At 66.4% G+C, this 11967-nt stretch carries 9 protein-coding genes; 5 read left to right on the plus strand and 4 right to left on the minus strand.

What is annotated here, in order from left to right; all coding sequences use genetic code 11:
- Positions 1-229: 229 nt before the first annotated feature.
- Both IEY49_RS12575 and IEY49_RS12580 read left to right on the plus strand, forming a co-directional pair.
- On the plus strand, positions 230-1531 hold the full coding sequence (locus IEY49_RS12575) for a S8 family serine peptidase (protein WP_189009164.1): 1302 nt from the start codon (positions 230-232) through the stop codon (positions 1529-1531).
- A gap of 52 nt (positions 1532-1583) precedes the next feature.
- Positions 1584-4088, plus strand: a complete 2505-nt coding sequence (locus tag IEY49_RS12580) for an EAL domain-containing protein (protein WP_189009167.1) — start codon at positions 1584-1586, stop codon at positions 4086-4088.
- Positions 4089-4104: 16 nt separating this feature from the next.
- Here IEY49_RS12580 and IEY49_RS12585 read toward each other — a convergent pair whose 3' ends face one another.
- Both IEY49_RS12585 and IEY49_RS12590 read right to left on the minus strand, forming a co-directional pair.
- On the minus strand, positions 4105-4764 hold the full coding sequence (locus tag IEY49_RS12585; RefSeq protein ID WP_189009170.1) for a potassium channel family protein: 660 nt from the start codon (positions 4762-4764) through the stop codon (positions 4105-4107).
- 131 nt (positions 4765-4895) lie between these two features.
- The gene (locus tag IEY49_RS12590; protein ID WP_189009173.1) at positions 4896-6272 is read right to left on the minus strand and encodes a TrkH family potassium uptake protein; all 1377 of its coding nucleotides are present in this window, start codon (positions 6270-6272) and stop codon (positions 4896-4898) included.
- A 358-nt stretch (positions 6273-6630) separates the two neighbouring features.
- Here IEY49_RS12590 and IEY49_RS12595 point away from each other — a divergent pair, with 358 nt between their 5' ends.
- Both IEY49_RS12595 and IEY49_RS12600 read left to right on the plus strand, forming a co-directional pair.
- Entirely contained in the window at positions 6631-7725 is a 1095-nt protein-coding gene (locus tag IEY49_RS12595) for a methyltransferase domain-containing protein (RefSeq protein WP_189009176.1), read from the plus strand.
- A 135-nt stretch (positions 7726-7860) separates the two neighbouring features.
- Positions 7861-8868: a Gfo/Idh/MocA family protein gene (locus tag IEY49_RS12600; RefSeq protein WP_189009179.1), complete on the plus strand. Its 1008-nt coding sequence runs from the start codon at positions 7861-7863 to the stop codon at positions 8866-8868.
- On the opposite strand, the gene IEY49_RS12605 is transcribed toward IEY49_RS12600, so the two are convergent.
- Together IEY49_RS12605 and IEY49_RS12610 are read right to left on the minus strand one after the other, a co-directional pair.
- Positions 8849-11173, minus strand: a complete 2325-nt coding sequence (locus IEY49_RS12605; RefSeq protein WP_229780777.1) for a DNA internalization-related competence protein ComEC/Rec2 — start codon at positions 11171-11173, stop codon at positions 8849-8851. The genes IEY49_RS12600 and IEY49_RS12605 overlap by 20 nt on opposite strands.
- Entirely contained in the window at positions 11173-11553 is a 381-nt protein-coding gene (locus IEY49_RS12610; RefSeq protein WP_189009182.1) for a ComEA family DNA-binding protein, read from the minus strand. The genes IEY49_RS12605 and IEY49_RS12610 overlap by 1 nt, the downstream gene beginning before the upstream one ends.
- Positions 11554-11793: 240 nt before the next feature.
- Here IEY49_RS12610 and rpmH point away from each other — a divergent pair, with 240 nt between their 5' ends.
- Complete coding sequence (gene rpmH / locus IEY49_RS12615) at positions 11794-11937, plus strand: 50S ribosomal protein L34 (protein ID WP_012692334.1); 144 nt, start codon at positions 11794-11796, stop codon at positions 11935-11937.
- Positions 11938-11967: the final 30 nt, after the last annotated feature.

An 11967-nucleotide genomic window follows, 5' to 3' on the forward strand; every position in this document is an offset into this window, starting at 1 on the left:
GGCGCGAAAAGAAGTGGGGAATACGCCGCAGCTTAGGCTGACGTATTCCCCGCTTTTTCTGACCTGTCACCCCGGTTGGGGCTGTCTTAGAACATTAAGAAAAGTGTACAAGGACCTCGTATACTAAGGCACCGTTACCAATCTCTCAGATTTATCATTTTGTGCAGCTGAGCTGAGTGCGTAACTTCTGGCCCCTCACCCTGACGTTCCTGCCTCTCAAGGAGTTCCTATGCGCCTTCCTGCACTTTCCTTTCTCCTTCCTGCACTGCTCCTCGCGTCCTGTGGCTCGGCTCCCCGGGAGGCTGCTGTTCCGGCCAGCTATTCTCCTGCCCATCTGTTGACCGTCAGCGTCACGTCCTCACAGGGCGACGCAGATCTGGTGGCCCGTTATGGGGGTCAGGTGGTCCTGCGCACCAGCACATTTGCAGTGATTGGAGATCCCAGAAATTCCTTGAGCGCTCAGAGAACCCAGGGTAGCAGCGTGGGAGCCAACCGGGGAGTGTTTAAAGCCACGGGCGCCGTCGGCTTGTGGGGCAACGGAGCCGTGGGCCTGTGGGGCAACGGAGCTGTCGGTCTTTGGGGCAACGGAGCTGTCGGCCTGTGGGGCAATGGAGCCGTGGGTCTGTGGGGCAACGGTGCCGAGAATTTCTGGGCCGACGGTCAGTACACGGCTCTTCCTGCCAACAGCGAGGCCTGGAAAAGCATCGGCCTGGAGCGCGCTTACCAGCAGGCGCGGCAGTTCGGGAAGGACATCACGGTCGCTGTAATCGACACCGGTGTTGACGTGGATCACCCGATGTTCCAGGGCCGCTTGAGTGACCCCTCGACCTGGTACGACTTTGTGGACGGCGACAGCCTGCCCCAGGAGGCCGGCACGGCGGGAGAGGGCGAATTCGGCCATGGTACGGTCATCGCCGGAATCGCTGCCCAGATTGCCCCCAATGCCCAGTTCATGCCACTGCGGGTGCTGGACCCCCAGGGCGGCGGTGACGTGTTGAATGTCGCGGCAGCCATCGTCTGGGCCGCGGATCATGGAGCCGACGTCATCAACCTCAGCCTGGGTGCTTCTGAGCCTGTGCCGGCGATTGCCGCTGCTCTTGCCTATGCCAACGGCAAGGGTGTGGTCGTGGCGGCTGCAGCCGGAAACTCGGGGCAGGCCTCGCTGGACTACCCGGCCTCGAGTTTCGCCAATTCCTTGTTGAACGTTTCCGTGGGCAGCGTCAGCAGCAGCGGAATCCACAGCACCTTCTCGTCGCACGGCAAGGACCTGCAGCTCAACGCGCCGGGCGAAACTATTGTCGGGCCCTTCCCGGGTGAACGCGCCGCCCAGTGGACCGGCACCTCCATGAGCACCCCGGTGGTGGCCGGCGCCCTGGCCCTGGGCCTGGGGGAGGGCCGCACGCCCAGATCGGCCGTCAGCGCCCTCAAGGCCACGGCGGTGTCTGTTGATACGGTGGCTGGCAACGAAGCCTACACGGGGCTGCTCGGTCTCGGGCGGCTTGCCCTGGATGCTTATACCGCCCCCGAGTGATCGGCTGAAAGACATTCGAGACGGCCGCCGGCGTATGCTGGTGGCCACTATTATGTCAATGCGTCCAGACCAGGATCCCTCACCCTCGGAAGAACGCGGCGACGCCACCGAACCCCCATCAGTGTCTGCCCTGGAGGCGCACCTGGTGCAGGCAGAAGCGGCGGTCCGCATGGGCCAGTTTGACGTTGCCTCTCGGGCGCTGCGTGCCAGCGAAGGGTATGGTCAGCTGGTGGCCCGGCGGGAACTTCTCTCGGGCCTGCTTCGCCGGAGTGAAGGCAGGAGTGGGGAAGCCATGCAGCATTTTCAGCAGGCGGTAGGGGCCGCGCAGCGACTCGCGCAGCCTGGTCTACAGGCGGACGCGCTGATGCAGCTGGCCCAGGAGCAGCACCGGCACCTGTACAGCCGGGAAGCCCTGCGCACCCTCAGGGCTGCCCTGAGCATCCGCCAGGATCTGGGCGACGTGGCGGGGATGGTGTATGCCCAGAGCAACGTGGCCCTGATCCTGATTGCTCTGGGAGAACAGGAGCAGGCCCTTTCTGTTCTTCAGGAAGCCCTGGGGTCTCTCAACGAGTCTGGACTGGCTGCTCCGGAAATTCATGTCCGTGCCAACCTCGCAATGCTGCTGCTTGAGCGCAATGATGTCGAGGAGGCCCGGGTGCAGTTTCTCACGGCACTGAATCTGGCTGACCAGAATGGAGACGCCGCCTCCAGAATTACCCTGGCTTTGAACGCCGGAGAGGCCTCCCGGCAGCTGGGGGACCTGGAGGCAGCACGCGGCTATCTGCAAGAAGCCCTGACCGGAGCCCGCCACCTCAGCGACCTGCGGCTGCAGGCCGCGGCCCTGCACAGTCTGGCCCTGATGCATGCCGCTGCAGACGAGCACGAGGTGGCCGAGGACTACCTGCATGACGCCTACCGCCTGGCGGAGCAGCAGGGCGATCTAGACGCCCAGATCGACGCGTTGCTGGGCCTGGGTGGCTCGCTGCTGGGGCGCCATGAGACAGGGCAGGCCGCCGATACCCTGTCCCGCGCCCTGACCCTGAGCGAACTGGGGTCGCGAAAGCCCAAACAGGTGCAGGCCCACCTGCTGCTGGCCAGTGCGCACGAGCCACGCGAGCCCTATGAGACGATCTGGCACCTGCGGCGGGTGATGGAACTGCAAGGGGAGCTGAGCAACGAGAACCGGGAGCAGCAGCTGCGCGACGTGACCGCCCAGCTGGAGGTCGAAAGCGCCAAGCGCGCCGCAGAGTACGAGCGGGAGCTGCGCGAAAAGGCGGAGCACACGGTGCAGGCCCAGCTGATCGAACTGGAACGTGGCCGCCTGACCGACCACCTGACCGGTCTGCCGAACCGCCTGATCCTCAGCGCCCACCTGGATCAGATCAGCCGGCAGTCGCAGCCATTCACTCTGGTCATGCTGGACATCGATCAGTTCAGGCTGCTCAACGGTTCATACGGTCCCGACCTCGCCGACGATCTTCTGCGCCTCGTGGCGGTGCGCCTGCAGGATGTGGTGAACCCGGGCGAGACCCTGGCACGGACCGGACCCGACGAATTTACCCTGCTGAGCCCCTCAGTGACTGTGGAAGACCTCAGGAGGCGGGTAACCGGGGCCCTGCAGGGGCTGACCCTGAGTACGGCTTCATCCAGTGTGCCCGTCACGGTCAGTGCCGGCGCGGCCTGCTGGCCGGATCATGGGCGTCAGGCCGACGAGGTGCGGCGTGCGACGACCCTGGCACTGCAGGAAGCCCAGCGCGAGGGGCATGCCTGGCGGGTCTACGATCCGGCCCAGCACACCGACCTGGGTCTGGAGCAGACCCTGGCCACTGCCCTGGCAAACGGTGAATTCGAACTGCATTACCAGCCTGTGGTGGATGACCCGTCCGGACGGGTGGTGAGCGCCGAGGCACTGCTGCGCTGGAACAGCGCCGTGCACGGCCCACAGAGCCCGGCTGTCTTTATTCCGCTGCTGGAGCGCAGTGGTCAGATCGTGCAGGTAGGTGAGTGGGTGCTGCACGAGGCCTGCCGCGCAGCCGCCGGATGGGACGGGGTACGGGTTGCGGTGAACCTCTCCGCACTGCAGTTTGCCAGTGGTGATCTGATCGGCACGGTACGCAGCGCCCTGGACCTGAGCGGGTTGCCCGCCGAGCAGCTGGAACTGGAGATCACCGAGAGCCTGATGATGCAAAACCCCACCCGGACGGCCGACCTGCTTGACCGGCTGCGGGCGCTGGGTGTGGGCGTGTTGCTGGACGATTTCGGCACCGGCTACAGCAGCCTGAGTTACATCCATCACTTCCCTCTGGGGGGCGTCAAGATCGACCGCGAGTTCGTGCGGCAGCTGGACACCGAGACCAGGGCGCGCGGGCAGGTGATTATCCGCGCGGTGGTGCAGATCTGCGGCGACCTGGGCCTGAAGGTCGTGGCCGAGGGCATCGAGACCCAGGCCCAGCGCGAGGTGCTGCGTGAAATGGGCGTCTCGCAGATGCAGGGCTTCCTGTTTGCGCGCCCCACGCCCGGCTGGACTCCGGCGGCCTGGCTGCCGGTGAAACGCTGAGCCTGTCCGAGCCTTGTTATTCCCCGAGGTATCGGCGCAGGTCGTCGATGCTGTGGCTGTTGCCGATCACGACCAGCCGGTCATGGTGGCGCACCTCATGCTCGGCGCGGGGGGTGACTTCCACCTTGCCGGCGCGGCTCACCGCGATCACCTGCACGCTGAAGCGTCCGGTGAGGTTCAGATCGCGCAGGGTGCCGCGCAGCCGCTCGTTGGCCTCGATTTCCACAATCGCGTAGTCTCCGCCCAGGTCCAGGGTGTCCACGATATTCGGCGTGGCAATCTGCCGGGCCAGCCGCACGCCCATGTCGTGCTCGGGGCGGATGACCAGGTCGGCTCCAATGCGTTCCAGCACCCGGCGGGCCATCTCATCGATGGCCTTGCACACCACGTAGGGGGCCCCCAGGCTCTTGGCGTTCATGGTGGCCAGAATGTTGGCCTGCACGTCGGTGCCGATGGCCACCACGACCACATCGAAGTCCTGCGCCCCGATGGACCGCAGCGCCCGCTCATCGGTGGCGTCCACGATGGCCGCGTGGGTGACGAGGTTCATGACGCGTTCGACGTTCTCCTCGTTCTGATCGATAGCCACGACCTCATGGCCCATCTCGTAGAGGGTGGTGGCGACAGCGGTTCCAAACCGGCCCAGGCCGATCACAAGGCATTGCTTGATCTTCATTCAGGGGAGTCCTCTCTGGCGTGCAGCGTAGCAGGGCCCGGCAAGGCCAGGGCAAAGTCTGGTGTTATCAGAAGCCTGACACCGGAAGCTTCCCTTACCTGCTGATCGCCACTTCGGGCATGCCGCGGACCCTACCCCACCAGGATGTCCTGCTCGGCCGGGTACTTGACCGCGCTGCGGCGCTGCTGGCGCTGGTTGAGAGCCAGGGCGAAAGTGACCGGACCAATACGGCCCAGATACATCAGCACGGTCAGAATCAGGAGGCCCGGGTCATTGACGAGGTGGGTGGTGTTCATGGACAGGCCCACGGTGGCGGCAGCACTGACCGTTTCAAACAGCAGGTGGGTAAAGCCAAGCTTGGGGTTGGTTACCAGAAGCGCGAAGAATGCCGTGAACACCAGCAGGGTGTAGATGGTGGTGATGGTCCCGGCCCTCACCACATTCTCCGGCAGGATGCGCCGTTTGAAGGTGATCAGCTCGGTGCGCCCACTGACCAGATTCCAGGCGCTGCCCAAAAGAATGGCAAAGGTGCTGGTCTTGATGCCCCCGCCGGTCGAGCCGCTGTTGGCACCGATAAACATCAGGGCGATCATCAGAAAGAGACTGGCGCTGGTCAGGCCTTCGATATCCACCGTAGCGAAGCCCCCCGAGCGCGGGGTAACGCTCTGAAAAAAGGCTGCCAGCAGCCGGCCGGGTGCGCTCAGGTCACCCAGCGTCCGGGTGTTGTTCCACTCCAGCAGCAGCAGGGCGACCGTTCCCAGCACCAGCAGCGCGGCCGTGGTGCTCAGCGTGAGCTTGCTGTATACCAGCAGGCGATTGCGCCGGGGGCTGCGCCAGTGGGCCAGCACATTCAGCTGCACCAGGAACCCCAGCCCACCCAGAATGATCTGCAGGGCGATCACGCCCGACACCAGTGGGTCCTGGGCGTACTGGGCCATGCCGCCGGGCATGACCACGAAGCCGGCGTTGTTATAGGCACTGATAGAATGAAACACCGAGTGGTACAGGCCCTCGCTCCAGCCGAACTGCGGCACGAAGCGCAACGCGAGCAGTGCCGCCCCGGCAGCCTCCGCCACCATGGTGTACAGGAAAATTGTGCGCACCAGAGACAGCACGCTGCCCACATTCAGCGCATTGATCTGCTGGACAAGATGCTGACGCTCGGTGAAATTTACCCGCCGTCCCGCCAGCAGGGCAAACAACGTTCCAAACGCGATGATGCCCAGGCCGCCAATCTGCGAGAGCAGGATGATGATGATCTGTCCGGTGCGGGTAAAGACCTCTGCGGTGTCGGCGACGACCAGCCCGGTGATACAGATGGCGCTGGTGGCTGTAAACAACAGATCAATGCTGTTGAGCTTTGACCCAGGGGCCGTCACGCCGGGCAGATGCAGCAGCAGGGTACCGATCACGATGCCCACGATGTAGACCAGCGCGATAAGCTGCGGAGGTTGAAGTCGCGAAATCAGGGTCCGCTGAGGCAGAGGAGAGGAAGGAATCAGGGTCATGAAGGTCAGTGGGCCTGCATATCTGTTGAGATGGGGTCCCAGCCCAGGGAGCCGCCGGTTGGGGAGGCTGCGCAGGCCAGCGGACCCAGCCGCCCCAGGAACATGAGGAGACCCGGGGTGGGCTGACCGACTGGACCAGGCCAATATTCTTTGCCCAGAACCTCATGGCTGACCACTAGACCGACACCCCCCAGGCAGCGCCGCGCCAGAACGGCCTGCGCAGGAAGCGGTGGACTGCCCCTCGGCCCGGTTCCGGCAGAAATTTCTGAAACACGCGGCAGGGCGGGGGTGCGTGTCATAAACCGCGCCGAGTCTACCACTGCTCCTGACGTCCAGGCTGACGCTATACTGCCCTGCTATGCCCCGCTCCCCCGCCCGTTCCGACCGCCCCGCCCAATGGGGACAGGCCCCGTCCGGGCGCAAGGCCAGTCGTCCTAAAACCGATTACCGCACGCGCCAGCCTGCCAATGAGTATGAGCTGGAGGTCCTGAGTGGCCTGGAGCACGTGGCCGCCACCGAACTCGAAGCGGTGCCGCTGGCCCGCGATATCCGGGGCCTGCGCTTCTGGTTTCCTGGAGATCCACAGCGGCTGACGCGGCTGCGCTCCGCTGTTGCCACCTACCGGGTGCGCAACTGGGATGTACCGCGGCCGCGTGGCCTGCTGGGGCACCAGCAACTGGGAGAGCTGACGGAATTTCTGCAAAGCGTCCTGGCTTTCGGGGAACACACCTCCTTCCGCCTGGGTGCTGCCGGCAAGGAGTCCAGTGTCATGCAGCGTCTGGCCGAGGAACTGCAGGAGCGCCTGAACCTGCCTCACAAACCCGAAGACGGCGAACTGCTGATCCGGTTGCGGCCCCAGGAGCAGGGCGGCTGGGACGTGCTGGCCCGCATCACCCCACGGCCCCTCACGGCGCGCCCCTGGCGGGTGTGCAACATAAGCGGCGGCCTGAATGCCAGCATCGCCTACGCGACCCACAAACTGGCCGGTCAGCGTGACATCGACCGGATCTTCAACCCTATGAGCGGCAGTGGCACACTGCTGATCGAGCGCGCCTTGATGGGCCCCTACGACGCGATGGTGGGAGTTGATTCTGATCCCAAGGCGGTCGAGTGCGCCCGCAGCAACCTGAAAGCCGCCGGCCGCGAAGTGGAAGTGGCCACGGTGGACGCGCTTCACACAGGTCTGCCGCCACGCAGCTTCGACCTGATCGTTGCGGACCTGCCCTGGGGTGACGCCATCGGCACCCACGGCAGCAACGAGGTGCTGTACCCGGCCTTTCTGACCGAGATGCACCGCCTGACCAGCCGCCAGGGCCGTGTGGCGGTCATTACCCACGAAATCCGTATGTTCGAGCGCCTGCTGCGTGATCAGGGCAAATGGCACGCCCACGAATTGCTGCAGGTGTACAGCGGAGGCCACTGGCCCAAGGTGTATCTGCTGAACAAACGCTGAGCGGCGGCTCCCGCCGTTCCTGAAGGACTTCTCGTTGTGCGGCCTGTCCCGCCCGGCTGCTGGCAGATGGGGTTCACCAGACGAGCCTTACCAACAGCGCCGGGCTCCGCTTCCCGGCAGGAGGTACCCTTGGGTATGACTGCAACTCGGGCGCCGTTTCGTTGGGGCATCCTGGGGGCCGCGCGTATTGCGCGGGCCCTGATTCCGGCCATCCGTGCCGCCGGGGGAGAGGTGACGGCCCTGGGGGTGCGCGACCCGCACAATGAACGGTCCAGCGCCTTTGCCCGGGAATGGAATGTGCCGCTGGTGGGTGGATATCAGGACGTGATCGAGGCGGATGTCGACGCGGTGTACAACCCGCTGCCCAACGACGTGCATCTGCCCTGGACGCTGGCGGCACTGCGGGCGGGAAAGCATGCCCTGACCGAAAAGCCGCTGACCCTGAATACCGTCCAGGCGCAGGAACTGGCGGTGGCGGCTGAGGACGGCGGCAGGGTGCTGCTGGAAGCCTTCGCCTACCGTTTTCAGCCCCATGTGACCCGGGTGCGGGAGCTGGTGCAGTCCGGGGTGCTGGGAGAGGTACGGACCGTCCGGGGGGCCTTCGGGTTTCCACTGACCAATCCTGACGACTTCCGCTGGAATGCCGACCAGGGGGGCGGCGCCCTGTACGACGTGGGCTGTTACGTGGTGAACCTCACCCGGCTGCTGCTGGGTGAGCCCCAGTCGGTCGTGGCGCAGGCCCGCTGGACGCCCGGCGGGGTGGACCTGGGCCTCAGCGGTGTCCTGCACTATCCAGGTGCGCTGGCCAGTGTGGACTGCGCTTTCGACTGGGGCCCCACGCCCACCCAGCGCCTGAGCGTAATCGGAGACGCTGGGGTTCTGGAGGTAGACGGGGTGTTCGACAGCCACCAGGGCGAGCCGGTGGTCCTGCGGCTTACGACCGCAGATGGAGCGCGGCAGGAGGAAATAGCCCTGGTCGACGCTTACGGGGCCATGGTGAAGCACTTTCAGCAGACTGCACGCGGCGAAGTGAGGGCCCTCTACCCGCCGGCCGACGCCGTGGCGCAGGCCCGGGTGCTCGACGCGCTATTTGCCTCAGCGCGCAGCGGGCAGCAGGTGGCGCTCACGGCACCGGCCACCTGACCGTCCCAGCCTGATCGGTGCGCCAGACCCGGCTGCCGGCCTGCTGCAGCCGCTCCAGAACGTCCGGATGGGGGTGACCGTAGGTATTGCGTCCCACGCTGATCACGGTGTCGGCCGGTGCGGTCTGCTGTAACAGCCCTGCCCCGGTGCTGTGCCGGCTGCCATGATGCGCGGCTTTCAGCACCTTCAGCTGGCCAAGCCCCAGGGCAGCCTCGGTGTCACTGGGCAGGTCTCCCAGCAGCGCCATACGCCAGCCTCCCGACTCCAGGTCCAGGGCGACGCTGTTCTCGTTGTCCTCGGTGGACCACACGTGGCCCGGCGGCCACAGGACCGTGAGCGTGGCGCCGTCCGCCTGCACCCGGTCGCCGCGCCGGACCTCACGCACCGGGACGCCACGCTGCGCGGCCACACCCAGCAGCTCACCCAGCAAAGGGTCGTCTGTCTTGCGCTGCCCGATCCACAGCTCCCCAACCGGCAGGTGCCGCAGCACGCTGCTCAGGCCCTCGATGTGATCCGTGTCGGCGTGGGTGGCCACTGCCACGTCCAGCTTGCGCACCCCCATGGCGCGCAGCGCGGGCACCACCGTCCGTTCGCCCACGTCGTAGTTGCTGCGCACGGACCCGCCCGCGTCCACCAGCATGGTCAGCTGTGGCAGGCGGATCAGGGTCGCGTCGCCCTGGCCCACGTCCAGAAAGACCACCTCCCGTGCCGGGTGCAGCTTGAAGGGAAGCAGGCTCAACAGGGTGCAGGCCAGCACAGTCCCCAGAACCACCGGAGCGCGCACCTGCCCGCACAACCACAGCAGCCCAGCCAGCGCGCACAACGCGTATGCGGCCATGCCTGCAGGCCCGATCTGGCCCCAGGGAAGCACCGGAGCGCGCCCGAACACCTCCACGATGGCCAGCAGCAGGGCCGCGAGTGGCCCGACCGCCAGATTCACCACCCCGCCCAGCGGACCCAGCAGCCCGGCGACAAAGCCCAGCGGCACCAGCACCGCCATCACGCCGCCGGCCAGCAGATTGGCCGGCAGCCCGACCAGCGGCAACTCTCCGAAGGTAGAGGCGATGACCGGCAGCGTGCCGAGTTCCGCCAGCACAGTGGCGGCCAGGGCCAGCCGCAGCGTCCTTGGCCAGCGCTCTGGCAGCCGTTCCGCCAGCCGCGCCGACTGCGTCAGGGCCAGGACAGCCAGGAACGACAGCTGAAACCCCACGTCGGTCAGCCACAGGGGGAAGGGCAGCAGACACGCGGTGGCGGCCAGCGCAATCAGCCCCAGCGGGTCGGGTCTGCCGCGGCCAAGGGCCAGGGCCACCAGGACGGTAAAGCCCATGATCACCGCGCGGGTAATGCTGGGGGAGACCCCCACCAGCACGAACAGATACACCAGCAGAAGGCCGGCGCCCAGCCCGTAACGCACAGTGAGACTCAGGCGTGAGCGCGCAAGCAGCCACAGTAGCAGACCCGTGATCAGCGCGACGTTCTGACCTGACAGGGCCATCAGGTGGGCCAGCCCGGCGCGGGCAAAAGCGTCGCGGATCCCAAAGCCGTCGTGAAATTCCTGGCGGCTGATCTCGCTGCGGTCGCCCAGTTCGATGGCCTGCATTAGCGCCGCTTCACGGGGCGGCAGGCCAGCCACCAGCCCCCGGCGGAACCATCCGCGCAGACTCTCCTCGGGAGCCTGCTGCCTCAGCTGGGTGCCGACCAGCACCCCGGTTGGTGCCGGGGTAAACAGCCCTCCCTGGGCGCGCAGCCACGCTGCCTGGTCGAAGCCACCCGGAGTGCGCCGGCCCTCTGGCCCGACCAGCCGCCCACTGACCACCAGTGACCCAGGACGCGCCTCAGGCTTGGGCGACAGCGCCACCCGCGCCCGGGGGTCGGACAGAGTTAGCAACTGGCCGTCCCAGTCGCCGCGCATGGTCACCAGCGCGCCCGTCCAGGGGGCCAGCCGGTCAGGTTGTGCCTGCTGGGTGCGCAACGACGCGTACCCAGCCATCGTCCCGACCAGCGTGAGCACGCCCAGCAGCGGCCGGGCGTCCCACACCGCCAGGGCCACGCCTGCCACCAGAACCAGCGCGCTCCACTGAGCTCCCAGCCCCAACTGAATCCCGCCGATCACACCCAGGGCCAGCAGAACCGTCCAGGCAACGCGGCCTCCTGGCCGCTCCAGAACTGCGGCTTCCAGCACGGCGGGCGGTATGGACTCTGGTGTTCTTCCCGAGCCCAGGCGTCCCAGGACCCGGCCGGTCTGAGCGCCGGAAGCGGGCAGACTGCTGGTCATCTGGCTGCCGGACATGTCGTTCCCGGGCATCAGAAGGCGACCAGCGGCTCCAGCATCTTCAATGTCCCGGGCCCCACGCCCTTCACGCGGTCAAGGTCCGAGAGCGAGCGGTAGGGTCGACCTTCCAGGATCCGGCGGGCCAGGGCAGGGCCCACTCTGGGCAGGGCTTCAAGCTGCTCGGGCGAAGCGATATTCAGGTTCAGCCGCCCGGAAATCAGCGGGGTGATGCCTGAGGTGGTCGGATATTCCCGGGCGCCGGCGGTCTGAGGTGCCGGGGCGACCGGCAGGGCCACGCGGGTCACCGTCGGCAGACGTGGCGCGGGGAAAAGAACCGGCCACACGCTCAGCGCACCGACCAGCAGCACACCGGCGCCCAGCACGGCGGTCCACTCCTGTTCCTTGAAAGGCATCCGGGCATGCTAGGAGACGGGAGCCTGGCCTGCTGCCAGATTTGTGCAGGAGCCGGATCACCCGGCGAACATGGCCCCGCACACTTCTCTCGCAAGCAGCCCGTGTGATACACTCCCGGAGTTTGCCCTCCCGCAAAGGGGGCGAGTTCTATCGCGTGAAGTCGGCTGTGGCCGCGCCCCAGCTGGGCAAGATCCAGAACTGGGCAGGCACCGAGCCACGCCACGAGCAAGGAGAGCAGCATGAAGCGTACCTACCAGCCCAACGTCCGCAAGCGGGCCAAGACCCACGGCTTCCGCGCCCGTATGAAGACCAAGTCCGGCCGGAACATCCTCGCGCGTCGCCGCGCGAAGGGCCGTCACCAGCTCACCGTCGCCGACGAGTAATCCCCCTTCTCCCCAGGAGGGTGTGATCGT

Origin of the sequence: Deinococcus malanensis, from assembly GCF_014647655.1 — a bacterium.
Taxonomy (GTDB): Bacteria; Deinococcota; Deinococci; order Deinococcales; family Deinococcaceae; genus Deinococcus; species Deinococcus malanensis.

Bases quoted from the DNA above. Each gene is read 5' to 3' on its own strand.
- IEY49_RS12575 (WP_189009164.1), top strand. From the start codon at position 230: ATGCGCCTTCCTGCACTTTCCTTTCTCCTTCCTGCACTGCTCCTCGCG.
- IEY49_RS12580 (WP_189009167.1), top strand. From the start codon at position 1,584: ATGTCAATGCGTCCAGACCAGGATCCCTCACCCTCGGAAGAACGCGGC.
- IEY49_RS12585 (WP_189009170.1), bottom strand. From the start codon at position 4,764: ATGAAGATCAAGCAATGCCTTGTGATCGGCCTGGGCCGGTTTGGAACC.
- IEY49_RS12590 (WP_189009173.1), bottom strand. From the start codon at position 6,272: ATGACCCTGATTCCTTCCTCTCCTCTGCCTCAGCGGACCCTGATTTCG.
- IEY49_RS12595 (WP_189009176.1), top strand. From the start codon at position 6,631: ATGCCCCGCTCCCCCGCCCGTTCCGACCGCCCCGCCCAATGGGGACAG.
- IEY49_RS12600 (WP_189009179.1), top strand. From the start codon at position 7,861: ATGACTGCAACTCGGGCGCCGTTTCGTTGGGGCATCCTGGGGGCCGCG.
- IEY49_RS12605 (WP_229780777.1), bottom strand. From the start codon at position 11,173: ATGCCCGGGAACGACATGTCCGGCAGCCAGATGACCAGCAGTCTGCCC.
- IEY49_RS12610 (WP_189009182.1), bottom strand. From the start codon at position 11,553: ATGCCTTTCAAGGAACAGGAGTGGACCGCCGTGCTGGGCGCCGGTGTG.
- rpmH (WP_012692334.1), top strand. From the start codon at position 11,794: ATGAAGCGTACCTACCAGCCCAACGTCCGCAAGCGGGCCAAGACCCAC.